Source organism: Kribbella sp. NPDC054772 (genome assembly GCF_053611945.1).
This window is the reverse complement of sequence record NZ_JBSHBJ010000022.1, coordinates 64,791-88,524: the sequence shown is the minus strand read 5'-3', so window position 1 is coordinate 88,524 and position 23,734 is coordinate 64,791. Positions and strand designations below refer to the sequence as shown.

Annotated in this window: 23 protein-coding genes, 1 pseudogene and 1 riboswitch; of the genes and pseudogenes, 16 read left to right on the top strand and 8 right to left on the bottom strand. The window is 69.5% G+C overall.

The annotated features are described in order from the left end of the window. Positions 1–288 precede the first annotated feature (288 nt). Positions 289–1,575, bottom strand: a complete 1,287-nt coding sequence (locus tag ACWGID_RS28410; protein ID WP_452201592.1) for a class I SAM-dependent methyltransferase — start codon at positions 1,573–1,575, stop codon at positions 289–291. Then, on the bottom strand, positions 1,572–2,951 hold the full coding sequence (locus ACWGID_RS28405) for an FAD-binding oxidoreductase (protein WP_452201590.1): 1,380 nt from the start codon (positions 2,949–2,951) through the stop codon (positions 1,572–1,574). Before ACWGID_RS28405 ends, ACWGID_RS28410 begins: the two co-directional genes overlap by 4 nt. A 76-nt stretch (positions 2,952–3,027) precedes the next feature. On the opposite strand from ACWGID_RS28405, the gene ACWGID_RS28400 reads away from it, so the two are divergent. From ACWGID_RS28400 to ACWGID_RS28380, 5 genes are all read left to right on the top strand, one after another. Next, positions 3,028–3,960: a 2-hydroxyacid dehydrogenase gene (locus ACWGID_RS28400; protein ID WP_452201588.1), complete on the top strand. Its 933-nt coding sequence runs from the start codon at positions 3,028–3,030 to the stop codon at positions 3,958–3,960. A 14-nt stretch (positions 3,961–3,974) separates the two neighbouring features. Beyond that, positions 3,975–5,069, top strand: coding sequence for a WD40/YVTN/BNR-like repeat-containing protein (locus ACWGID_RS28395; protein ID WP_452201586.1), 1,095 nt, complete (start codon positions 3,975–3,977; stop codon positions 5,067–5,069). Next, positions 5,066–5,347: a ubiquitin-like small modifier protein 1 gene (locus ACWGID_RS28390; protein ID WP_452201584.1), complete on the top strand. Its 282-nt coding sequence runs from the start codon at positions 5,066–5,068 to the stop codon at positions 5,345–5,347. The genes ACWGID_RS28395 and ACWGID_RS28390 overlap by 4 nt, the downstream gene beginning before the upstream one ends. Positions 5,348–5,365: 18 nt before the next feature. Continuing rightward, positions 5,366–5,911: an AAA family ATPase gene (locus tag ACWGID_RS28385; protein WP_452201582.1), complete on the top strand. Its 546-nt coding sequence runs from the start codon at positions 5,366–5,368 to the stop codon at positions 5,909–5,911. A 120-nt stretch (positions 5,912–6,031) separates the two neighbouring features. Then, positions 6,032–8,287 carry an MMPL family transporter gene (locus ACWGID_RS28380; RefSeq protein WP_452201580.1) on the top strand — a complete coding sequence of 752 codons (2,256 nt, stop codon included), beginning with the start codon at positions 6,032–6,034 and terminating at the stop codon, positions 8,285–8,287. Between the two features lie 14 nt (positions 8,288–8,301). On the opposite strand, the gene ACWGID_RS28375 is transcribed toward ACWGID_RS28380, so the two are convergent. From ACWGID_RS28375 to ACWGID_RS28360, 4 genes and pseudogenes are all read right to left on the bottom strand, one after another. Beyond that, on the bottom strand, positions 8,302–8,514 hold the full coding sequence (locus tag ACWGID_RS28375; protein ID WP_452201662.1) for a hypothetical protein: 213 nt from the start codon (positions 8,512–8,514) through the stop codon (positions 8,302–8,304). Positions 8,515–8,585: 71 nt separating this feature from the next. Then, a pseudogene (locus tag ACWGID_RS28370) lies at positions 8,586–9,161 on the bottom strand (5-aminoimidazole-4-carboxamide ribonucleotide transformylase); the annotation flags it as partial. 36 nt (positions 9,162–9,197) lie between these two features. After that, positions 9,198–9,274: riboswitch (ZMP/ZTP riboswitch) on the bottom strand. Positions 9,275–9,278: 4 nt separating this feature from the next. Then, positions 9,279–9,998 (bottom strand): class I SAM-dependent methyltransferase, encoded by a 720-nt coding sequence (locus ACWGID_RS28365; protein ID WP_452201578.1) that lies wholly within the window; start codon positions 9,996–9,998, stop codon positions 9,279–9,281. Positions 9,999–10,091: 93 nt separating this feature from the next. Beyond that, positions 10,092–10,616, bottom strand: coding sequence for a CHAP domain-containing protein (locus tag ACWGID_RS28360; RefSeq protein ID WP_452201577.1), 525 nt, complete (start codon positions 10,614–10,616; stop codon positions 10,092–10,094). A 408-nt stretch (positions 10,617–11,024) separates the two neighbouring features. Here ACWGID_RS28360 and ACWGID_RS28355 point away from each other — a divergent pair, with 408 nt between their 5' ends. The 5 genes from ACWGID_RS28355 (at position 11,025) to serA (ending at position 17,532) form a co-directional block, all read left to right on the top strand. Continuing rightward, the gene (locus ACWGID_RS28355; RefSeq protein ID WP_452201575.1) at positions 11,025–12,776 is read left to right on the top strand and encodes an acetolactate synthase large subunit; all 1,752 of its coding nucleotides are present in this window, start codon (positions 11,025–11,027) and stop codon (positions 12,774–12,776) included. Beyond that, positions 12,776–13,432, top strand: coding sequence for an acetolactate synthase small subunit (gene ilvN / locus ACWGID_RS28350; protein WP_452201573.1), 657 nt, complete (start codon positions 12,776–12,778; stop codon positions 13,430–13,432). Before ACWGID_RS28355 ends, ilvN begins: the two co-directional genes overlap by 1 nt. Before the next feature lie 27 nt (positions 13,433–13,459). Beyond that, the gene (gene ilvC, locus ACWGID_RS28345) at positions 13,460–14,479 is read left to right on the top strand and encodes a ketol-acid reductoisomerase (RefSeq protein WP_452201660.1); all 1,020 of its coding nucleotides are present in this window, start codon (positions 13,460–13,462) and stop codon (positions 14,477–14,479) included. Between the two features lie 125 nt (positions 14,480–14,604). Then, a complete protein-coding gene (locus tag ACWGID_RS28340; RefSeq protein ID WP_452201571.1) occupies positions 14,605–15,792 on the top strand; it encodes a trypsin-like peptidase domain-containing protein in 1,188 nt (395 codons plus the stop codon). A gap of 141 nt (positions 15,793–15,933) precedes the next feature. After that, the gene (gene serA / locus ACWGID_RS28335; RefSeq protein WP_452201569.1) at positions 15,934–17,532 is read left to right on the top strand and encodes a phosphoglycerate dehydrogenase; all 1,599 of its coding nucleotides are present in this window, start codon (positions 15,934–15,936) and stop codon (positions 17,530–17,532) included. Between the two features lie 111 nt (positions 17,533–17,643). Here the strand turns inward: serA and ACWGID_RS28330 are convergent, their stop codons facing one another. Further along, entirely contained in the window at positions 17,644–18,210 is a 567-nt protein-coding gene (locus ACWGID_RS28330) for an O-methyltransferase (RefSeq protein WP_452201567.1), read from the bottom strand. A 298-nt stretch (positions 18,211–18,508) separates the two neighbouring features. Between ACWGID_RS28330 and ACWGID_RS28325 the strand changes: the two genes are divergently transcribed. The 5 genes from ACWGID_RS28325 (at position 18,509) to ACWGID_RS28305 (ending at position 23,329) form a co-directional block, all read left to right on the top strand. Continuing rightward, positions 18,509–19,558 carry a 3-isopropylmalate dehydrogenase gene (locus tag ACWGID_RS28325; RefSeq protein WP_452201565.1) on the top strand — a complete coding sequence of 350 codons (1,050 nt, stop codon included), beginning with the start codon at positions 18,509–18,511 and terminating at the stop codon, positions 19,556–19,558. A gap of 81 nt (positions 19,559–19,639) precedes the next feature. Next, positions 19,640–20,728: a branched-chain amino acid aminotransferase gene (locus ACWGID_RS28320; RefSeq protein WP_452201563.1), complete on the top strand. Its 1,089-nt coding sequence runs from the start codon at positions 19,640–19,642 to the stop codon at positions 20,726–20,728. 151 nt (positions 20,729–20,879) lie between these two features. Beyond that, the gene (locus ACWGID_RS28315; RefSeq protein WP_452201561.1) at positions 20,880–21,278 is read left to right on the top strand and encodes a hypothetical protein; all 399 of its coding nucleotides are present in this window, start codon (positions 20,880–20,882) and stop codon (positions 21,276–21,278) included. A 228-nt stretch (positions 21,279–21,506) separates the two neighbouring features. Next, a complete protein-coding gene (gene cimA / locus ACWGID_RS28310) occupies positions 21,507–23,096 on the top strand; it encodes a citramalate synthase (protein ID WP_452201559.1) in 1,590 nt (529 codons plus the stop codon). Next, positions 23,093–23,329, top strand: coding sequence for a hypothetical protein (locus tag ACWGID_RS28305; RefSeq protein ID WP_452201557.1), 237 nt, complete (start codon positions 23,093–23,095; stop codon positions 23,327–23,329). The genes cimA and ACWGID_RS28305 overlap by 4 nt, the downstream gene beginning before the upstream one ends. Here ACWGID_RS28305 and ACWGID_RS28300 read toward each other — a convergent pair. Then, the gene (locus ACWGID_RS28300) at positions 23,322–23,570 is read right to left on the bottom strand and encodes a response regulator transcription factor (protein WP_452201555.1); all 249 of its coding nucleotides are present in this window, start codon (positions 23,568–23,570) and stop codon (positions 23,322–23,324) included. The two genes, ACWGID_RS28305 and ACWGID_RS28300, sit on opposite strands and share 8 nt — an antisense overlap. Here ACWGID_RS28300 and ACWGID_RS28295 point away from each other — a divergent pair. Continuing rightward, positions 23,557–23,730, top strand: coding sequence for a hypothetical protein (locus tag ACWGID_RS28295; RefSeq protein ID WP_452201553.1), 174 nt, complete (start codon positions 23,557–23,559; stop codon positions 23,728–23,730). The two genes, ACWGID_RS28300 and ACWGID_RS28295, sit on opposite strands and share 14 nt — an antisense overlap. Positions 23,731–23,734: the final 4 nt, after the last annotated feature.

Sequence of the window (23,734 nt, the reverse complement as noted above, 5' to 3'; positions counted from 1 at the left end):
GCGTCCCGGCCGGCGCCGCCGTACCCGAAGCCGCCGGCGCCGAAGACGACCCCGACCTACTCGGCGTCGCCTCCGAACACCCACTAACCAACGCCAACGCAGCCACCACCACAGCAGCCCTCCCGCGCACGCCGGCCTCCCTCCACTCGCTCTGGCCCCCAAACTAGCGCCCCGGCGAAGTACCGAAGAACGGGTAGTGGTGGCCCTGGCGGACCGGATCTGAGCCGGCGACGGGCGTGGGCGGCGGCGTGCAAGCCACCCACTACCCGTCCTTCGGTACGCAGTTCATCAGCTGCCCCAGGTGGGGCGGAGGGGGAAGTGGGAGTTGCCGCGGTCGTCTGGCTTCACCGCGAGGACCTGGTGGAGTTGGATGGTGTTGTGTTCGAAGCCGGCTCGGCTGGCGGCCAGGTAGAGGCCCCAGATCTTGGCGGTGGCGGGGCCTACCTCGGTGACCGCCTCGTCCCAGTGGGCGACCAGGTTGTCGTTCCAGGCGGCCAGGGTGAGGGCGTAGTGCTCGCGGAGGTTCTCCTCGTGGCGGACCTCGAAGCCGGCGTCCTGGGCCTCGGAGATGATCCGGCCGGAGCCGATCAGCTCGCCGTCGGGGAAGATGTAGCGGTCGATGAACGCGCCGGTGTGCCGGAAGTGGTTGTCCGGCCGCGTGATGCAGTGGTTCAACAGCCGGCCGCCGGGCTTCAGCCGGTCGTGCAGGAAGCTGAAGTACGACGGGTAGTTGCGCACCCCGATGTGTTCGGTCAGGCCGATCGAGCTCACCGCGTCGAAGTCCCGCTCGGGGACGTCGCGGTAGTCCAGGTACCGCACCTCGGCCAGGTCCTCCAGGCCTTCGGCCTTGATCGCCGCGTTCGCCCACTCGGCCTGCGCCGCGGACAGGGTGACGCCGAGCGCCTGGACGCCGTACTCGCGGGCCGCGTGCCGGACCATGCCGCCCCAGCCGCAGCCGACGTCGAGCAGCCGCATCCCGGGCTGCAGGTCGAGTTTCCGCGCGACCAGGTCGTACTTCTCGAACTGCGCCTCCTCCAGCGTCGCGTCCAGCGACGGGTACACGGCGCAGGTGTAGGTCATCGACGGCCCCAGCACCCACTCGTAGAACGTGTTCGACACGTCGTAGTGGTGGTGGATCGCCGACCGGTCCCGCGCCTTCGAGTGCCGCAGCCCCTCGAACGTACGGCGCCACTTCGGCAGGTGCTCCTGCGGCGGGGGCGGCGGCGGCTTCAGGTGACTCCAGCCGAGCCCGCGGAGGATGCGCAGCGCCTCGGCCGCCTTCGGCCGCTGGAGGTGGAACTCGTCGAGGATCAGCCGCATCAGCTGGTACGGGTCGCCGGGGTGGACGCCGGTGATCTCCAGGTCACCCATCACGTACGCGCGGACCATCCCGAGGTCACCCGGCGCGGTGAGGACGTAGGACAGCCCACGCTCGGTGGCCAGGTGCATGTGGATCGGCGAGTCGTCGGGACCGGCCGCACTGCCGTCGTACGCCGTGAACCGGAACGGCAGACCGCCCGGGAGCACGGTCGTGAGGGCTTCGGCGATCGAAACCTGGGTCGCAAGCGTCGTCATCGGCGCGTCACCGCCTTTTCGTAGAGCCCGGTGAGCCGGGCGTTCGGGTCGTAGCGTTGCTTCACCGTGGTCAGGGCCGGCACGTTGTAGAGCCGGTCGAAGGTCTCCCGGTCGTAGTAGGCGTCGGAGTACAGCGATTTGTGGCCGCCGAAGTCGGCGACGGCCTGCTCGATCCGGCGGTTCACGTCGCCGTCCGCGGCACCGGGCGCGATCGGCACGGTGCCCCAGAAGCCGACGTTCACGTAGATCTCGCCGGGCCGCAGCGGGTACAGCGGCCAGGACTCGGATCCACGCAGCCGCAGCGGGCAGAGCCAGACCGGGCGCATCCCGACGTTGGCGTCGAACCAGCGCAGGAACCCGGCCAGCTCGCCGACCGGGATCTCCACGTCCTGGACCACCCGCTCGCGGTCCGGTCGGCCACGCCGGCGGTTGAGGCGGGCCGCGATCTGGTGCCGGTTCTCGAAGCCGACGATCTTGTGGAACACGTCGCTGCGCCGCCAGCGCCGCGGCCACAGGCGCCGTACCACCGGCTGCTGTGCGCCGAAGGCGGCCGAGCACCAGAACCAGTCGGTGTCCCAGCGCCACAGGTAGTCGTGCGCGGTGAGGACGTCCTTCGGTCGTTGCCGGATCGAGCGGTAGTAGATCTGCCGGCCGGTGTAGTCGCTGGTCCGGGCCGCGGCGTCGCTGTTCCGCCCGAGCGTGAGATAGGCCTCGGACGGGCTGAACGCGACCCCGTCGACGAAGTGCACCGGCTCGCCCCCGTAGGTGCCGTCAGCAACGATCGCGGAGATCGCCGGGGCCAGGTCGTCGAGCCCGACGCGGACGTGCCGCAGGGCGACGTACGGCGAGATCCGGTCGAGCTCGATCCGCAGCCGGGTCGCGTACCCGAGGGTGCCGTACGAGTTCGGGAACATCCGGAACAGGTCCGCGTGCTCGCCGGTCGGCCGGGCGGTGACGACCTCGCCGGCGCCGGTGAGGATGTCGAGCTCGAGCACGGACTCGTGCGGCAGGCCGGCCCGGAACGACGTCGACTCGATCCCGAGCCCGGTCACCGCGCCGCCGAGCGTGATCGTCTTCAGCTGCGGCACGACCATCGGCGTCAACCCGTGCGGCAGGGTCGCCGCGACCAGGTCCTCGTAGGTGCACATGCCCTGGACATCGGCGGTCCGGGCGGCCGGGTCGACGCTGATCACGCCGGTGAGCTTCGACACGTCCAGCCCTGGGCTGTCGATCTCGGCTCGCGGGCGGAACAGGTTCGAACTGCGCTTCGCCAGCCGGACCGGCTCACCCTGCGGGATGCGTTCGTACGAATCCCGTAGCCGCCCGACGGCCTGATCGTGTGCGACCGTCGCTGCCACATCCGATGTCGAAGGCACCGATCCATGCTACGACGGTGCCCGCGCTGTGGCACGGGAGTTCACACTGTCCGGCGGGCCGAGTAGGTTCGTGGTCATGGCTGATGTGGTGAAGACATGGCTGCCGTGGGAGGACCCGAACGCGTTCCTCGGCGGCGTCCCGGACGGGTTCGACGTGGACTTCTATTCCGGTGCGGAGCGGCCGAAGTCGCTCGACGAGGTGGAGTTCTACGTGCCCAGTTACATGGGCGGCGGGGACGTGTTCGACGTCATCCGGGAGATGCCTTCGCTGAAGGTCGTGCAGCTGCAGACGGCCGGGTTCGAGCACGCCCAGTCGCGGATCGCCGACGGGGTGACCTTGTGCAACGCGCGCGGCGTGCACGACGCGTCCACGGCCGAGCTGGCGGTCGGGCTGATCCTGGCGTCGTACCGGCGGCTGCCGCGGGCCGTGCGTGACCAGGAGAAGCAGGTCTGGCCGTCGTCGTACGACGAGGTCGACGACTCACTTGCGGACCGGACGGTGCTGATTCTCGGGTACGGCGCGATCGGCGAGGCGCTCGAGCGGCGGCTGAGCGGTTTCGAGTGCGACGTGATCCGGGTCGCGCGGCGCGCGCGGGACGGCGTACACCCGATCTCGGAGCTGCCGGAGTTGTTGCCGCGCGCGGACGTCGTGGTGCTGCTGACCCCGGCGACTCCGGAGACCAAGCGGATGGTGGACGCGAGTTTCCTGGCCCGGTTGAAGGACGGTGCGCTGCTGGTGAATGTCGCGCGCGGTGTCGTGGTGGACACCGACGCGTTGCTGGCCGAGCTCGGGAGCCGCCGGATCAGCGCCGCGCTGGACGTCACGGATCCTGAGCCGTTGCCCACCGGACACCCGCTGTGGTCTGCTCCGAACGTACTGATCAATCCGCACCGGGGCGGTGCCTCGACGGCGTTCGCGCCGCGGGTGGCCCGGCTGGTGCGCGCGCAGCTGCAGCGCTACGCGTCCGGGGAGCCGTTGATCAATGTGGTGGCGGGGCCGCCACGGTAGGAGGAGGGACGACGATGTCCGAGGCCGTGCTGCTGATCGGGACCAAGAAGGGGCTCTGGATCGGCCGGAGCGACGCGGGCCGCCGCGAGTGGCGGCTCGACGGTCCGGTGCCGGAGTTCGAGATGCAGAGTGTGTACGCCGTGGGCGTCGACACCCGCGGCGACCGACCGCGCCTGTTCGTCGGCGGCACCAGTGAGCACTGGGGTCCGGCGGTCTTCCACTCCGATGACGTCGGCGCGACCTGGGCCGAGCCGCCGGAGGGCTCGATCGGGTTCCCCGCCGACGCCGGCGCGTCGCTCGAGCGGGTCTGGCAGATCCAGCCCGCGCCGGCCGCTCAGCCCGGTGTCGTGTACGCCGGGACGCAGCCGTCGGCGTTGTGGAAGTCGACCGATGGGGGAGTGACGTTCGAGCTCGTCCGCGGGCTCTGGGACCATCCGCACCGGTCCGAGTGGGGAGCCGGGTTCGGCGGCCAGGCCGTGCACACGGTCCTGCCGCACCCGACCGATCCGGAGCGGATGAGTGTCGCGATGTCGACCGGCGGCGTGTACCGGACCGCGGACGGCGGCCGGACGTGGGAGCCGGCGAACCAGGGCATCCAGGCGAAGTTCTTCCCCGACCCGTATCCGGAGTTCGGCCAGTGCGTCCACAAGCTGGCCGCGCATCCCGACGTACCGGAGCGGATGTTCGCGCAGAACCACCACGGGGTGTACCGGTCGGACGACGGTGGCGCGATCTGGAAGTCGATCGCGGACGGCCTGCCGTCGGACTTCGGGTTCCCGATCGTGGTGCACCCGCACGAGCCCGAGACCGTGTACGTGTTCCCGCTGGTCGCGGACGCGAACCGGATCCCGACCGAGGCGAAGTGCCGGGTCTACCGCTCGCGCGACGCCGGGTCCACCTGGGAGCCACTGTCCGCCGGGCTGCCGGCCGTGTCCTACGTGCCCGTCCTCCGCGACGCGATGACCACCGACACCGCGGACCCGGCCGGCGTGTACGTCGGGACGCGGGACGGCTGTGTCTACGCGAGCGCCGACGCCGGCGACAGCTGGGTCGAGGTCGCGCGGCATCTTCCCGACGTACTGACAGTGCGGGCCGCGGTGCTGGGATGATCGCTGTCCGGCTGCCCACGGTCCTGCGGCCGTTCGCCGGCGGGGTCGACTGCGTGCAGGTCGAGGTCGACGGTGCACCGACCGTCGGCGCGGTGTTCAGCGCACTCGAGGCCGCGCACCCGGCGCTCCGCCGGCGCCTCACCGACGAGCAGGGCGCGGTCCGCCGGCACGTGAACATCTACCTCGGCAACGACAACATCCGCGACCTCTCCGGCCTCCACACCCCGCTGTCCGAAGGGGACGAGCTCCTGATACTCCCGAGCGTCGCCGGCGGATAACCCGTAGCGTCGGTCGGCATGAGCACCGTCCTCCTGCTGACCGGCCCGTCGGGTTCGGGCAAGACGACCATCGCCCGGCTCGTCGCCACCGACGCGCCGCGGCCGACGATGCACCTGACCACCGACGAGTACTACCGCGGCATCCGCACCGGCTTCATCGCGCCGTACCTGCCGGGATCCCAGCGGCAGAACGAGGTCGTGGTCGACGCGATCGTCGCGACGGTCGCGGTCTATGCCCGCGGCGGCTACGACGTGGTGGTCGACGGGATCATCGGGCCGTGGTTCCTGCAGCCGTTCCGGGACGCGGCCGCGGCCGGCGGCTGGACGATGTCGTACGTCGTTCTGCGCGCGGACCTCGGGACGACGCTGCAGCGTGGGCAGGCCCGGCCCGAGCCCGAGCTGACCGACGCTGACGCGCTGACCGGTTTGCACGGCGCGTTCGCGGATCTTGGCGCTCTGGAGGGACATGCGCTCGACACGACGCGGCTCGGCGTACCGGAGACTGCTGCGGAGGTTCGGGAAGCCGTTGCTTCGGGCTCCCATCGGCTGAGCGCCAGCGGCTGAGGACACGCTGTCACCATCCGCGGCGGGGGGTTGTGGGCCCGGACCGGGCAGACCTACATTCGCCGGTGGGGGCCGACGGCTGGGCCGTCACCTGGGGGGTGCCCGGGGGAGGGGCGCCCTATGCACGCATTTCTGCACCGGCTCGGTCGCGGCGCGGCACATTTCCACTGGTTCGTGATCGCCGGCTGGGTGGTGATCGTCGTCGGGCTGTTCGTGCTCAAGTCGGCGTTCGGCGGCACCTATGTCAACAACTACACGGTTCCCGGCAGTCAGTCATCCGCTGGTTTGAACATCCTGAACAAGGACTTCACCACCGCCGGCGGGTACTCGGGCTCGATCGTGTTCCATGCGAAGACCGGCACTGTCGCCCAGCAGTCCGCCGCGGTCCAGCAGTCGATGACGGCGTTCGGCAAGCTGCCCGACGTCGTCAGCGCGGTGGATCCGCTCGCGACCTCGCAGACGGCGTACATCTCCAAGGACGGCACGATCGTCAACGCCCCGGTCTCGTTCTCGGTGGTCCCGGCGTCCCTCGACAAGACGTACGTCGACAAGATGGACGCGGCCGTCCAACCGGCCCGCGCGGCCGGGCTCCAGGTCGAGTACGGCGGTGGCGCCGGCCAGATCGGGAAGCAGGCCAACGACCTCCCGTCGGAGGCGATCGGTCTGGGGCTCGCGCTGGTACTGCTGTTCCTGATGTTCCGCTCGATCGTCGCGTCCGCGCTCCCGCTGGTGTCGGCGGTGTTCAGCGTTGGCGGCGGGTTGGCGATCCTCGGTCTGCTCGCGGCGGCCAAGGAGTTCCCGACATCTGCCCCGACTGTCGCGACCCTGCTCGGTCTGGGCGTCGCGATCGACTACGGGCTCTTCCTGGTGTCCCGCCATCGTGAGCAACTCGACGACGGGATGGACGTCGAGGAGTCGGTGGGTCGCGCGGAGTCGACGTCCGGCGCGGCCATCCTGGTCGCCGGCGGGACGGTCGTGATCGCGATCCTCGGGCTGTACGTGTCCGGCGTACCGTTCGTGGGCGCGCTCGGGCTGTCGGCGGCGATCGTCGTTGCCGTGACGGTGCTGGCCGCGCTCACCCTGATCCCGGCGATGCTCGGACTCTCGAAGCTGCTGATCCTGAACCGCAAGGACCGCAAGCACCTCGCCGAAGAACGCGACGTCGAGGACGAACTGCCGGACGAGGCCGCGATCGCCGAACACCGCGCGGAGGAACAGGAACGCCGCGATGCCAAGCACGAGCAGAGCGCGTTCGCCCGCTGGGGCCGCCGGGTCAGCGCCCGGCCGTGGCCGTACGGCATCGCCGCCACGCTCGTCCTGCTGGTGCTGGCGATCCCGCTGTTCTCGATGAACCTCGGCCAGCTCGACGCCGGCACCGATCCCGCCCAGGACTCCAGCCGGAAGGCATACGACCTGGTCGCGCAAGGATTCGGTCCGGGCGCCAACGGTCCGCTGACGGTCGTCGTCCAGCTGCAGTCGGTGAGCCCGAGCGACCGGCAGTCGGTGCTCAACGGGCTCGCGTCGACGCTGCAGAAGGAGGCGGGCGTCGCGGCCGTCCAGACGCCGAGTACGAACAGCGCGGGGACGACCGCGATCATCAACGTCATCCCGACCACGTCGCCGTCTGCGGCCGCGACCCAGGACCTGGTGAACCGGATCCGCGACGACGTACTGCCGAGCCAGAAGGAACCGACGTACGTCGTCGGCACCACGGCCGGGTACGTCGACTTCACCGAGAAGGTCGGCAGCCGGATGATCTGGCTGATCGGCGCGGTGGTGCTACTCGCGTTCCTGCTGCTCACGGTCGCGTTCCGCTCGCTGCTGATCGGGGTGAAGGCGGCGATCCTCAACCTGTTGTCGGTAGGAGCCGCGTACGGCGTGATCGTCGCGGTCTTCCAGTGGGGCTGGGGATCCTCGCTGGTCGGGATCGACGAGAAGGTCCCGATCCCGTCGTTCGTGCCGATGCTGATGTTCGCGATCGTCTTCGGGTTGTCGATGGACTACGAGGTGTTCCTACTGTCCCGGGTGCACGAGGCGTGGATCGCGACCAAGGACAGCCACCGCGCGGTGGCGATCGGGATCGGCGCGACCGCGCGGGTGATCACCACCGCGGCCGCGATCATGGTCGTGGTCTTCCTGAGCTTCGTGCTGGACGACGACCCGACGGTGAAGATGCTGGCGGTCGGTATGGCCGTGGCCGTACTGATCGACGCCAGCATCGTCCGGATGATCCTGGTCCCGTCGGTGATGACGCTGCTCGGCCCGCGCGCCTGGTGGCTGCCGCGCTGGCTTGACCGCATCGTCCCCGACATCCAGCTCGAAGGCGGCGAACCACCGGCACCTCCAGCACGGCAGAAGGTCGGCTCCGCTTCCTGAAGCAGTGCCTGAGATCAGTGCCGGAACAGGCGTACGCCGGTCGCGGACCACCGGATCCCGCGCTCGGCGCACGCGGCCGCGACCTCGTCGGACCGGATCGACCCACCAGGCTCGGCGATGTGCGTGACGCCGTACCGATGCGCCTCGTCGACGTTGTCGCTGAACGGCAGGGCGCGTCGGACACCATCGTCACGCCGGTGAGTGGTTCGTCGGACTGGCGTGACCACCAGAGCGCGGCCTTCTCACCGGCCAGCCGCGTGCAGTCCACGCGCGACTGCTGACCGGCGCCGATACCGATCGCCATCGCGTCCTTCACCATCACCACGGTGTTCGATTGGGTGTACCGGGCAACGATCATCCCGAGCACGGCGTCGTCCGGCAGATCACTCGGCAGCGGCAGCTCATCGCGCTCCTGCGTCAGCCGCACGCCGAAGATCTCCCGTACTTCCTCAGCCGGTGGCTCGAACTCCGCGTCGACCTCCAGCACCAGATAGGTCCCGCGCTTCTTCGCCGCCAGGATCTCGAGCACGCCCTCGTCGTACCCGGGCGCGATGATCCCGTCCGACACGACCCGCTTCAGCACACCGGCCAGCTCCAGGTCGACCGGGTGCGAGACCGCCACGAAGTCGCCGTACGACGACTTCGGATCGGCGTCCCGAGCTCTCCCGTACGCCTCCGCGACGCTCGCGCCGAGCGCCGCGCCGGCTGGAGAGACGTGCTTGTACGACGCCGCCGCGGGCCTCCCGAACTGTCGCGCGGCCTCCCGCACCAGCTGCCAGCCGGTCAGGGCGTCGAGGATGTTGATGTACGACGGTTCGCCGGACAGCACCGTGAACGGCGGGTGCTCCAGGGTGGCCGCTTGATGAGGGTTCATGCCGTACCGCAGACGCATCGGGACCTCCGAGTCGATCGGAGGCGCCCAGGCGGACGACGCCTTGTGTACTTCGCTCCCCGGTGGTGACCCACCCTCGCCAGTCGCGGTACCGCCAGCCTACTTCGTGGCGCGGACGACCAGCAGCCGCGAGTCCTCGGCGAGCGACTCGCCGTGCCATCCACCGTCGATGGTCACGTCGGCGAAACCAGCGGTCCGGAGATCGGCCAGCAGTTCGTCGGTCGACCGGAAGTACAGGACGTTGCGATAGACCGCGTCGTGCCCGTCCGGGAACACGTTGTGCGCGTCGAACACCACGCGCCCGTCGGCGATCTCGATCAGCTCGAGCCACTCCTTCAAATGCCCGACCGCGGTGTCGCGTTCGCCGTACGTCGCCTCGCTCGTCCACTGCTCCCACGCACGCGCCGCCGGGTTGCGCGACTCGAACGCGAACATCCCACCGGGACGCAACGCGGCGGCGATCGCGTGCACCGACGCCTCGTGTTCCGCGACGTGCATCATCGTGTTGCCGGCGCTCACCACGAGATCGACATCGCCCGTCGGCTGCACCGCGTGATGGTCCCCGTGCACCCAGGTGACGCCGTCGGCGCCTGCTTGCCGGCGCGCATACCCGAGCATCGTCGTACTCGGGTCGATGCCGATCACCACCCTCCCCGGCGCGACCAGCGAGCGCGTCAGCAGGCCGGTCCCGCAGCCGAAGTCCAGCACCTTGCGGGTCCCGTCCGCGAGCGCCTGGTAGTAGGCGTGGTCCTCGCCGGCCGGGTTGTCCAGGTCGTACAGATGCACCAGTTGTTCGTCGCCGTACGGATCGATGGTCACGCCCTGCATGCTAGGGAGCCACTGCACGGTGGACCAATCGAATATGGGAGCCGGTGCGGGGGACGAGCGCCGCACCGGCTCGATCAGGGGTTTCTAGGTGGCGGAGACCCAGCCGTAGATGTCGGCGGGGCGGCCGGCGTCGGCGGCGTGCTTCGGGTCGAAGGGGCCGTGTTTGCTGACCTGGTTGTTCGAGTTGCCCTCGACCGTGGTGATCTTCCCGTCGGTGCCGACGGCAACGACCACGCCGGTGTGGACGCTGGTGTCGGTGTTGTCGGGGCCCGTGCCGTAGAGGACGATGTCGCCGGGCTTCAGGCCGGTGGAGCCGTCGTGGGTGCGGCCCTTGCCCTGGCCCCAGGTGTAGATGTCACCGGTGAAGCCGTAGTTGGGGATGTCGATGCCGGCCTGTCGCCAGGTCCAGGTGGCGAAGTGCGCGCACCAGGACTCGCAGGGACCGTACGGGTTGCAGTTGCTGCCGGGCGGCGTTTCCTGCTGGCCGATTTCGCCGTTGGCCGCGTTCACGATCGTCGTCCGGGTGTCGGCCGCGGACGCCGTCAGCGAGAACGAGCCGAACAGTGCGATCAGCACGGACGCCACGAGCAGTCGTATCGAGAGGCGCATGTGTCACTCCGATCTGGAGAGGGGGCGGTAAAAACCTTGCGGTCTCACCAGATCAGTATGTGACTAACCAACTTCACAGAGCCATCACAGCGTCATTAAGTTACCGACTCGCCATTCCTAAGACAGGTGTCTCAGGAAATGAGACACCGTCGCGCTGAACTTGACCCGGTCGCGGTGTGTCGGCGAATGTTGCCACATGCGATCGATTCTCCTCGTACTTGTGCGGCGCGCCGACTGACGCGACCACTGAGTCGAGCGCGCCCCTTCAGCCAACCCGGCGGAAGGGGTTTTTTGTTGCCAATGCGACTATCCGCGACCCGGAAGCGCAGCGACAACGGCCACAAGCGAGGATGGATCGGTCGCGAAAAGCCAAACAGCCACAGCGTGACAGGACTAGGGAAGGCACTCATGAGTGAGCAGCTGACCGGGGCACAGGCTCTGATCCGTGCACTGGAACATGCCGGAGTCGACACCGTCTTCGGCATCCCGGGTGGCGCGATCCTCCCGGCGTACGACCCGATGCTCGACTCGACCCAGATCCGCCACATCCTGGTACGTCACGAGCAGGGCGCCGGTCACGCCGCCCAGGGGTACGCCGCCGCGTCGGGCAAGGTCGGCGTGTGCATGGCGACCTCCGGTCCGGGCGCGACCAACCTGGTGACGCCGATCGCCGACGCGTACATGGACTCGGTGCCGATGGTCGCCATCACCGGTCAGGTGGCCGGTGCCGCGATCGGCACGGACGCCTTCCAGGAGGCGGACATCCGCGGCATCACGATGCCGATCACCAAGCACAACTTCCTGGTGACCGACCCGAACGACATCGCCACCACGATCGCCGAGGCGTTCCACATCGCCTCCACCGGCCGGCCCGGCCCGGTGCTGGTCGACGTGACCAAGGACGCGATGCAGACCCAGGGCGTCGACTTCCAGTGGCCGACCGAGCTCGCGCTGCCCGGCTACCGGCCGGTGACCCGACCGCACCCCAAGCAGGTGCGTGAGGCGGCCCGGCTGATCGCCGCGGCCGAGAAGCCGGTGCTGTACGTCGGCGGCGGCGTGATCCGCGCCCAGGCCAGCGCCGAGCTGAAGGAGCTCGCCGAGCTGCTCGGGATCCCCGTGGTCACCACGCTGATGGCCCGCGGCGCGCTGCCGGACACCCACGAGCTGCACTTCGGGATGCCCGGTATGCACGGCTCGGTGTCCGCGGTCGGCGCACTGCAGCGCTCCGATCTGCTGATCACGCTGGGCGCCCGGTTCGACGACCGGGTGACCGGCAAGCTCGACTCGTTCGCGCCCGATGCGAAGGTCATCCACGCCGACATCGACCCGGCCGAGATCGGCAAGAACCGCGCCGCCGACGTGCCGATCGTGGGTGACTGCAAGGAGGTCATCACCGACCTGCTGGCCGCGCTGCGCGCCGAGATCGCGAGCGCCGGCCGCACCCCGTCGTACGAGGCCTGGCGCAAGCAGCTCGAGGGCGTGCGCGCCCGGTACCCGCTCGGGTACGACGAGCCGGAGGACGGCACGCTGTCGCCGCAGCACGTGATCCAGCGGATCGGTGAGATCGCCGGCCCGGACGCCGTGTACACCGCGGGCGTCGGCCAGCACCAGATGTGGTCCGCGCACTTCCTGCCGTTCGAGAAGCCCGGTCACTGGCTGAACTCCGGCGGCCTCGGCACCATGGGGTACGCCGTGCCGGCCGCGATGGGCGCCAAGGTCGCGCGGCCGGACAAGACCGTGTGGGCGATCGACGGCGACGGCTGCTTCCAGATGACCAACCAGGAGCTCGTCACCTGCGCGCTGGAAGGCATCCCGATCAAGGTCGCGGTGATCAACAACCAGTCGCTGGGCATGGTCCGGCAGTGGCAGACGCTGTTCTACGACAAGCGTTACTCCAACACCGACCTGCACTCGGCCCGGATCCCGGACTTCGCCAAGCTGGCCGAGGCGATGGGCGGTGTCGGGCTGCGCTGCTCCGACAAGGACTCGATCGACGCCACCATCGAGAAGGCGATGGCGGTCACCGACGCGCCGGTCGTCGTCGACTTCGTCGTGCACCGCGACGCGATGGTGTGGCCGATGGTCGCCGCCGGCGTCAGCAACGACGAGATCCAGATCGCCCGCGACATGGCCCCGACGTGGGAAGGCGAGGAACTCTGATGACGAAGCACACGCTGTCGATCCTGGTCGAGAACAAGCACGGTGTGCTGGCCCGGGTGGCCGCACTGATCTCGCGCCGCGGGTTCAACATCGACTCGCTCGCGGTCGGTCCGACCGAGCACCCCGAGGTGTCCCGGATGACCATCGCGGTCAGCGTGGACGAGCAGCCACTGGAGCAGATCACCAAGCAGCTCAACAAGCTGGTGAACGTGATCAAGATCGTCGAGCTCGAGCCCACGCAGACGGTTCAGCGCGAACTGCTGCTGGTGAAGGTGAAGGCGGACACCCTGACCCGCGGGCAGGTGCTGGAGACCGTCCAGCTGTTCCGTGCGAAGGTGGTCGACGTGGCACCCGACGCGATCACGATCGAGGCGACCGGTAATCCCGAGAAGCTCGAGGCCATGCTCCGGGTGCTGGAACCCTTCGGCGTCCGCGAGCTGGTGCAGTCCGGCATGGTGGCGATCGGCCGGGGCAGCCGCTCCATCTCCGACCGCACGCTGCGGCCGGTCGCGGTGCCGCCGCCGCACGTCCAGTCGGGGCCTCCGACGGTGCAGGCGCGACCCGCCGACCGTGCGCCGCACCCTGCCCCTCCGCACCACCCGGTGCCGGGGCCGCCCCCGGGCCGCACCGCCGCCGCCGTACCGAATCAACACTAAGGAGAAGTGCCGCAAGTGGCAGCTGAAATGTTCTACGACGACAACGCCGATCTGTCGGTGATCCAGGGCCGCCACGTGGCCGTCCTCGGCTACGGCTCCCAGGGCCACGCCCACGCGCTCTCGCTGCGCGACTCCGGCGTCGACGTCCGGGTCGGTCTGCCGGAAGGCTCGAAGAGCCGGGCGAAGGCCGAGGCCCAGGGCCTGCGGGTGCTCACTCCGGCCGAGGCCTGCGAGGAGGCCGACGTGATCGTCGTCCTCGCTCCGGACCCGGCACAGCGCAAGCTGTACAAGGAGGCCATCGAGCCGAACCTGGTCGACGGCGACGCGCTGGTCTTCGGTCACGGCTTCAACATCCGGTTCGGCTACATCAAGCCGCCGGCGGGTGTCGACGTGTTCATGGTCGCCCCGAAGGGCCCGGGTCACCTGGTCCGTCGCGAGTACTCCGAGGGTCGCGGCGTACCGGTGCTGGTCGCGGTCGAGCAGGACGCCACCGGCAAGGCGTGGGATCTGGCGCTCGCGTACGCGAAGGGCATCGGCGGTCTGCGGGCCGGCGGGATCAAGACCACCTTCACCGAGGAGACCGAGACCGACCTGTTCGGTGAGCAGGCCGTCCTCTGTGGTGGCGTGTCGGCGCTGATCCAGGCCGGCTTCGAGACGCTGACCGAGGCCGGGTACCAGCCCGAGGTCGCGTACTTCGAGTGCCTGCACGAGCTGAAGCTGATCGTCGACCTGATCTACGAAGGCGGCATCGCCAAGCAGCGCTGGTCCGTGTCCGACACCGCCGAGTACGGCGATTACGTGTCCGGCCCGCGGATCATCGACGCGTCGGTGAAGGCCCGGATGAAGGAGGTCCTCGGTGACATCACCGACGGCACCTTCGCGGCCCGCTTCATCGCCGACCAGGACGCCGGCGCGCCGGAGTTCGCGGAGTTCCGCAAGCAGAGCGAGTCGCACCCGATCGAGGCCGTCGGCAAGGAGCTGCGGGGCCTGATGGCGTGGGTGAAGTCGCACGACGAGGACTACGTCGAGGGCTCCGCCGCCCGCTGACGTACGACGCAGAAGGCCCGGACCGTCCAGGTGGATGGTCCGGGCCCTTTTGTTTGACACAATGTGTGACGGTTTGCGGTCTGGACAGGTGCTGTATGGGTGATGTTCGGGGGAGGTGACCGGCGGTGGAGGACGGCAGGAACGCGCTGCCGCGGCCGCCTCGGCGGGTTCCGGCGGGCGCCGGCTCGCTGACCCAGCTGGAGGCCGCCCCGAGCCGTCGTCCGGACGGACCGGCGCCGCGGCGGCCGTGGATCTTCGGCCGGATCCTGGCCGGCTTCGTCGCGCTGCTGGTGATCGTCGCGGGTGGTGCCGGCGCGGGCTGGTTCGTCCGCGCGCAGACCGTCCGGATCGACACCGCCGAGGTCCTGAAGTCGGTCGGCCCGGCCACGGTCCGGGTGCTTGCGACGAGCTGCGCGGGGACGGGCGAGGCTTCCGGCGTACTGATCGACAACGGGCGGGTGCTGACCGCGACGTCCGCGGTCAAGCTGCCGCGGGCGGTCGTGATTGTGATGCCGGACGGCCGGATCCGGCGGGCCAACCTGCTCGGCACCAGCACGGACGGTGTCGCCGTCCTGCAGTCGATCGGCGTCAACGGCACCGCGGTCCAGCTGGCGCCCGCCGCTCCGGACCCGAAGGCCGAGCGAGCGCTCGTCGGCTACACCTCGGCCGGTAAGCAGGTCATCAACCCGATCGGTTCCGCCCACGACCCGACGGCGCTGAGCTCCGTCATGAACGCGGCCAAGCTCGGCGGCCCGGTCGTGGACAAGTCCGGCAACGTCGTCGGACTGGTCGTCGGCGACACGGTGCAGGACAGCTCGATCGTCGGCCTCGACAAACTCCGCGGGTACGTCGCCCCGGCGCCGACCGGCATCACCGTCGCACCCGGTGGGACGTGCCCACAGTCGCGCGGTCCGCAGACGGCGATCGCCCCGCAGTTGCAGGTCGCCCGTACGCAGTTGGCCGTCGAGGTGCGAAGCCTGCTCGGTAACTACCTGACCCTGGAGAACCAGCAGGACTTCGGTGGTCTGCAGTCGCTGTACTCCGAGAAGCTGAAGAAGTCGCTCACCGAGGCGCGGGACCGGCGGAGCCACGTGACGTCGTACTTCTTCGATCCCAGGCTCACCGATGTGAGTCCCGACGGCTCGTACGCGCGGATGTCGTACAACGTCCTGTTCGCGTCCGACGCCGACGGCTCCGCGGGCCGGACCTGCAGCCGGATGGACGTGCGGTACCAACTGGTCCGCGAGGACGGCAAGCTGGTGATCGACAGCGCCAGCCCGACGTCGGCCGCTGTCAGTTGCGAGAACGCCTAATCAGACCGGATGAGCGGAGAGTGACCGGCATGCGGGTCCCGGGCATCCGTGGTCGCGCGGACGGGGTACCATCGATCCAGCGGGCACAGCGCGGTGCTCTGTTCATCATGAGCCCCTACCGCTTCTGCAGGAGATTCCTCCATGACTGACGTAACCCGGCCCGTCGTCCTGATCGCCGAAGAGCTCAGCCCGGCCACCGTCGAGGCCCTCGGTCCCGACTTCGAGATCCGCCACGCCAACGGCGCCGACCGCGCCGAGCTGATCCCCGCGATCGCCGACGTCGACGCCATCCTGATCCGCAGCGCCACCAAGGTGGACGCCGAGGCGCTGGCCGCCGCGAAGAAGCTGAAGGTCGTCGCCCGTGCCGGCGTCGGCCTCGACAACGTGGACGTGAAGGCCGCCACCCAGGCCGGTGTGATGGTCGTGAACGCCCCGACCTCCAACATCACCAGCGCCGCCGAGCTCGCGGTCGCGCTGCTGCTGGCGTCCGCGCGCCGGGTCCCGGCCGCGAACGAGTCGCTCAAGAAGGGCGAGTGGAAGCGCAGCAAGTACTCGGGTGTCGAGCTGTTCGAGAAGACCGTCGGCATCGTCGGCCTCGGCAAGATCGGCGTCCTGGTCGCGCAGCGGCTGGCCGCCTTCGGCATGAACGTGATCGCCTACGACCCCTACGTGCAGGCCGGCCGGGCCGCGCAGATGGGTGTCCGGCTCGCCACCCTGGACGAGCTGCTCGCAAGCAGTGACTTCATCTCGGTGCACCTGCCGAAGACTCCGGAGACCATCGGCCTGATCGGTGACGAGCAGCTGCACAAGGTCAAGCCCGAGGTCATCATCGTGAACGCGGCCCGCGGCGGCATCGTCGACGAGCAGGCGCTGTACAGCGCGCTCAAGGAAGGCCGCGTGGCCGGCGCCGGTCTGGACGTGTTCGCGTCCGAGCCGTGCACCGACTCGCCGCTGTTCGAGTTCGAGAACGTCGTCGTCACGCCGCACCTCGGCGCCTCCACCGAGGAAGCCCAGGAGAAGGCCGGTATCGCGGTCGCCAAGTCGGTGCGCCTGGCGCTGTCGGGCGAGCTCGTCCCGGACGCGGTGAACGTCCAGGGCGGTGTGATCGCCGAGGACGTCCGCCCGGGCATCGCGCTGACCGAGAAGCTCGGCCGGATCTTCACCGCGCTGGCCGGTGGCGTCGCGCAGCAGCTCGACGTCGAGGTCCGTGGCGAGATCACGCAGTACGACGTGAAGGTGCTCGAGCTCGCCTCGCTCAAGGGGGTGTTCGCGGATGTCGTCGAGGACAACGTCTCGTACGTGAACGCGCCGCTGCTGGCGGCCGAGCGGGGCCTCGAGGTCCGGCTCGTCACCGACCACGACAGCCCGGAGCACCGCAACCTGATCACCCTGCGCGGCACGCTGGCCGACGGCGCCCAGGTGTCGGTGTCCGGCACGCTGGTCGGCGTCCGGCAGTCGGAGCGGCTGGTCGAGATCGACGGGTTCGACGTCGAGATCGAGCTCGCGGCGCACCTGGCGTTCCTCACCTACGAGGACCGTCCGGGCGCGGTCGGCCAGATCGGCCGGATCCTCGGCGACGCCGACGTGAACATCGCCGGCATGCAGGTCAGCCGGGACCGCAAGGGCGGCAAGGCGCTGGTCGCGCTGTCGGTCGACTCCGCGATCGCCCCGACCGTGCTCGACGACATCACCGAGGCGGTCCAGGCCGCGACGGCTCGTACGGTGGACCTCGAAGCCTGATTCAGGCGAACGACTGATTTACTGAAGGCAGTCAGCCGCCCGCAGGCGCATGGCGGCTGACCAGGGCCCGAGCTCCATAGCTCGGGCCCGCTTCAGTTCCAGCAGCAGTTTCTAGCGCCGAGTCGCGAGCAGTACGGCGGCGTCCGCGGCGACCATCACCTCGACGGTGGTGAACCGCGGGTCCATCAGCCACTCCTGGCGCAGCGTGTCGACGCGGCCCTCGTACATCGGCGGCCAGACCGCGGACGGCGTGAAGTCGTCGAGCACCACGAAGCCGCCGGGCTCGACCACGTCCGCGATCACGTCGCGGGCGGACAGCTTCGCCTCGCGCGCGTCCACGAACAGCAGCGCGAACGGGCCGCGCTCGATCAGTGCGGTCCAGTCGGCCGAGACGACCTCGATCCGCTCGTCGGCGGCGAACAGCTCACCGACCGCCTTCGCGAGCTGCGGATCGCTCTCCGCCGTGACGATGTTCGTCCCGTCGCCGGCGCCGCTGCGCAACCACGCGGATCCGACGCCGCAGCCGGTACCGAGCTCGCCGAGCAGGCCGGTCCTCGAGGCCGCGAGGGTGGCGAGCAACCGACCGGTCTCGTTCCTGGTGGAGCTGACGAATCCGCGCCGGCCGGACAGGCTGAGGGCCGCCGAGACCAGCGGCGGCAGTTCTGGAGGAGCACTCACGGGCTGAGAGTCGCACAGTTCCGGTCCAGCACCAGCACTGGGATCTCATATCTCGGGACAACCTGCCCGCATAGTGGTGAAATAGTCGGACGTGCGAGTAAATTCGTGCGCACCCTGCCACCCACGCCATATTGGGGAGGAGCAGCATGTACGACATGTATCCAGCCAACTGGCCCGCGATCGACGCGCGCGAACGGAAGGCGACCCGCCGTCGCCGTACCACGCGCCCGGCCGGTGATCAGGTCAAGGCTGTCCAAGAGGCCATGAACCGCCGTGACAATGGGGGAGAACCCAAGAAGTGAGCGATCACAAGAACTTCACGCTGGCCGTCGTCCCCGGTGACGGGATCGGACCCGAGGTCACCGCCGAGGCCCTCAAGGTCCTCGACGCGGTCGCCGCGCAGTACGGCGTGACGTTCGAGCGGACCGAGTACGACCTCGGCGCGAAGCGCTGGCACGCCACCGGTGAGACGCTGCCGGACGCCGAGCTGGAGGAGATCCGCAAGCACGACGCGATCCTGCTCGGCGCGGTCGGGGACCCGAGCGTCCCGTCCGGCGTCCTCGAGCGCGGTCTGCTGCTCAAGCTCCGGTTCACCCTCGACCACTACGTGAACCTGCGGCCCTCGAAGATCTACCCGTCCGTCGGCTCCCCGCTGGCGAACCCGGGCGAGGTCGACTTCGTCGTCGTGCGCGAAGGCACCGAGGGCCCGTACGTCGGCAACGGCGGCGCCCTGCGCGTCGGGACGCCGGCCGAGATCGCCACCGAGGTGTCGGTCAACACGGCGTACGGCGTCGAGCGGGTCGTCCGGGACGCGTTCGCGCGGGCCCAGGCGCGGCCGCGCAAGAAGCTCACGCTGGTACACAAGAACAACGTCCTGGTGCACGCCGGCCACCTGTGGAAGCGCACCGTCGACAAGGTCGCCGAGGAGTTCCCGGAGATCACCGTCGACTACCTGCACGTCGACGCGGCGACGATCTTCATGGTCACCGACCCGGCGCGCTTCGACGTGATCGTCACCGACAACCTGTTCGGCGACATCATCACCGACCTGGCGGCCGCGATCAGCGGTGGCATCGGGCTGGCCGCGAGCGGCAACATCAACCCGGACCGGACCGCGCCGAGCATGTTCGAGCCGGTGCACGGCTCCGCGCCGGACATCGCCGGCCAGCAGAAGGCCGACCCGACCGCGGCGATCCTGTCCACGTCGCTGCTCTGCGACCACCTCGGGCTGACCGAGGCCGCGCGGGCGATCGAGGCGGCTGTCGAGGCGGATATCGAGGAGCGTACGGGTGCTGCCCGCAGTACCGGCGAGATCGGCGACGCGATCGCCAAGCGCGCGGCCGGGTGACCTGATGACGACCTGTGAGGCTCCTGCACCGGCCGGGGGCGATGCTCGCCTGACCAGTCGGTCGAGAGGTACGGTGCGGACATGAGCGCCGATCTGTCTTTCACCGTTGAGCCAACCACCCATCCGGCCAGCGACGACCAGCGCGCCCAGACCCTGGCGAACCCGGGGTTCGGGCAGTACTTCTCCGACCACATGGCGATCGCCACCTGGACGGCCGAGAAGGGCTGGCACGACGCGCGGATCACCGCCTTCGGACCGCTGGAGCTGTCTCCGGCGACCGCGGTGTTCCACTACGCCCAGACGATCTTCGAGGGGATGAAGGCCTACCGGCATCCCGATGACTCGATCCACCTGTTCCGCCCCGAGGCGAACGCGGCCCGGTTCCAGCGGTCCGCGCAGCGGCTCGCGCTGCCGCAGCTGCCGACCGACGCCTTCCTCGACTCGCTGTACAAGCTCGTCGAGATCGACAAGGCCTGGGTCCCGGGCGGTGGCGAGACCTCGCTGTACCTGCGTCCGTTCATGTTCGGCTCGGACCCGTTCCTCGGCGTCCGCCCGTCCAGCCACGTCACGTACTGCGTGATCGCCTCGCCCGCCGGCTCGTACTTCTCCGGCGGTGTGAAGCCGGTGCGGATCTGGCTCAGCGAGGAGTACACGCGGGCGGCGCCCGGCGGCACCGGAGCGGCGAAGACCGGCGGTAACTACGCCTCCTCGCTGCTCGCGCAGGCCGAGGCGATCGAGCAGGGGTGCGACCAGGTCGCCTTCCTCGACGCGGTCGAGAAGAAGTGGGTCGAAGAGCTCGGCGGGATGAATCTGTACTTCGTCCTCGACGACAACACCGTGGTGACGCCGGACCTGTCCGGCACGATCCTCGAGGGCGTCACCCGGGACTCGATCCTGAAGCTGGTCACCGACCTCGGGCACCACGTCGCCGAGCGCAAGATCTCGATCGACGAGTGGCGCGAGGGCGCGGCCTCCGGCAAGGTGCGCGAGGTCTTCGCCTGCGGCACCGCCGCGGTCGTGACCCCGGTCGCGTCGCTGAAGGGCAAGGACGGCGAGATCCAGATCGGCGACGGCAACGGCGGCCCGGTCACCGCGGCCGTCCGCAGCGCCTTGCTGGACGTCCAGTACGGCCGCGCCGCCGACCCGCACGGCTGGATGACCAAGATCTGAACCGCTCCTGATGTCGTGTGCGCGGCCTCCCCGGGCCTCCCCGGGGATGCCGTTCGACACTTCTCGAGCGTCGTTTCACAGGACCTTTTCAGGTCTGGGGGTTGGACCGGTGGTCGCTGTCCGCGGGCCGGGTTCGATAGGGTCGGGCGCCATGAGCAGCTTCCCGGACGACGTCGAGGCCTACTACGCGGAGCTCGCCGAGCGCCGCGGCTGGCCGGCCGAGACCGTCGCCGCGATCCGGTCCACCGCCGAACTGATCCGCGACCTGGACCGCGGCACCGCCCCACGCACGTACGGCGCCGTCGCCGACGACCAGGGGACCGACTGGCTGTACGAGGCGGTCTGGCACGAGCGCGAGTGGGTCGTCATCCGGCAACTCGGCGTCGGCGAGGACGGTGAGACCACGCGGTACTGGTGGCAGCGCCTCGAGGACGACGAGGGCATCCTCACCGACCAGGCCCTCGACCGCGAGGAATGGGGCCTCCGGCCCCTCACCCGCGAGGACTTCTACACCGCCTGGGACGACCCGGGCTGGTCCCTCACCGCCTGACGGGACTGGAGCGGGCGCTGCAGTACTGGTCGGCGTACTGAATGTTCGTGATGCGAGACGGCGCCGTTACCGAGCGGTGATTCTGTGGCAGACTGCGAAACGTCATGAAGCACTATCGGGTGATTATTCGCTAGGCGCGCTCAGCAAGCTGTACCTGAGCGCGCAGACCTCTCGCACCTTGCGGGGGGTTTTTTGTTTGCCCGACAGACCCCTTCCGGAAGGCCGACCATGAGCATCTCGGACGATTTCCACGTCTACGACACCACCTTGCGCGACGGCGCGCAGCAGGAGGGTCTGGCGCTGTCCGTGGCCGACAAGATCGCGATCGCGCAGTACCTGGACGATCTGGGGGTCGGGTTCATCGAGGGCGGTTGGCCGGGCGCGGTGCCGAAGGACACCGAGTTCTTCGAGCGGGCGAAGACCGAGCTGCACCTGCGGAACGCCACGTTCGCCGCGTTCGGCGCGACCTGCAAGCCGGGGAACGGTGCCGCCGACGACCCGCAGGTGGCCGCGCTGCGGGACTCCGGCGCGGACGTCGTCACACTCGTTGCCAAGAGCCACGATGCACACGTCGAGCGGGCGCTCCGGACGACCCTCGACGAGAACCTGCGGATGGTCGCCGACACGGTCCGGCACCTGCGGGAGAACGGTCAGCGGGTGTTCCTCGACACCGAGCACTTCTTCGACGGCTACCGCGCGAACCGGGCGTACGCGCTCGAGGTAGTACGGGTCGCCGCCGAGGCAGGCGCCGATGTCGTGGCCCTCTGCGACACCAACGGCGGGACGCTGCCGAGGGAGCTCCAGGAGGTGGTCCGAGACGTACTGGAATCCACCGGGGCCAGGCTCGGCATCCACTGCCACAACGACGCCGGCTGCGCGGTGGCGAACTCGATCGCCGCTGTCGAAGCCGGCGTCACGCACGTCCAGGGCACGATCAACGGGTACGGCGAACGCACGGGCAACGCCGACCTGCTGGCGATCGTCGCGAACCTGGAGCTGAAGCGCGCGCTGCAGGTGCTCCCGGAAGGCAAGCTCGCGGAGTCGTTCCGGATCGCCCACGCGATCGCCGAGGTGACGAACGTGCCGCCGTCGAACCGGGCGCCGTACGTCGGTCTGTCCGCGTTCGCGCACAAGGCCGGTCTGCACGCCAGCGCGATCAAGGTGGACCCGGATCTCTACCAGCACACGGATCCGGCGCGGGTCGGCAACGACATGCGGATGCTGGTGTCGGAGATGGCCGGCCGGGCGAGTGTCGAGCTGAAGGGCCGCGAGCTCGGGTTCGACCTCGGGAACGACCGGGATCTGGTCAGCCGGGTGACCGATCGGGTGAAGGAGATGGAGAGCCGCGGGTACACGTTCGAGGCAGCCGACGCGTCGTTCTCGCTGCTGCTGACCGAAGAGGTGACCGGGCAGCGGGCGTCGTTCTTCGACGTCGAGTCCTGGCGGGTGATCACCGAGTCGCGTGCCGACGGCGAGGCGGTGTCCGAGTCGACCGTGAAGCTGGTCGCCGGCGGTGAGCGGGAGATCGTCACGGGCGAGGGCAACGGTCCGGTCAACGCGCTCGACCACGCGCTGCGGACCGCGATCGAGCGGGCGTACCCGGTGGTGAACAAGTTCGAGCTGGTGGACTACAAGGTCCGCATCCTCGACCAGGGACACGGCACGGACGCGGTGATCAGAGTTCTCATCGAGACCGCCGACGGCGAGGGGTCGTGGGTGACGGTCGGCGTTGGGCACAACATCGTCGAGGCGTCCTGGGAAGCGCTGGTCGACGGCATGACATTCGGTCTGCTGCGTCACAAGGAGGTCGTCCGATGAGCCTGCTCGCCGTCCAGCGAACGGTGACCGTCTTCACCGCGCGCGTGGTGGAGGTGGAGGGGATGCTGGCCCGCATCGCCGTGCTGCTGAACCCGTACGACGTCCGCGAACTCGCCCTGTCCCTGGACGCCGGCGAGCTCCGGGTCGTCGTCGAGGGCAACGGTTTCGACGCCGGGCGGGTGGCCGCGCGGCTCGCGAAGGTGATCGGCGTCCTCGAGGTGACGATCAGCTGAGCCCCGCGTAGTGCGCGAGGATCGCGGCCTGGACGCGGTTGGTGAGCTGCAGTTTGGCCAGGATCCGGCTGACGTGGCTCTTCACAGTCGCCTCGCTCAGGTACAGCCGCTCGGCGATCGCGCTGTTGGCGAGTCCGTCACCGACCGCGGCGAGTACCTCGCGCTCCTTGTCGGTCAGCACCTGAAGCCGCAGTACGGCGTCCTCGCGCCGCGGATCGGCCGCACCGGTGAAGCGGCGCAACAGCCGCCGGGTACGGCATCCGGATGTCTATCAGGACGACGTCCGGCCGATGCAGGCGGACCTCGTCGACGGCCTGGCGCCCGTCCTCCGCCTCGCCGACGGCCTCGATGTCGTCGGGCGTTGCATCCTCCCGACCCTCAAGCGCCGCCGCACGCGCTAATGAC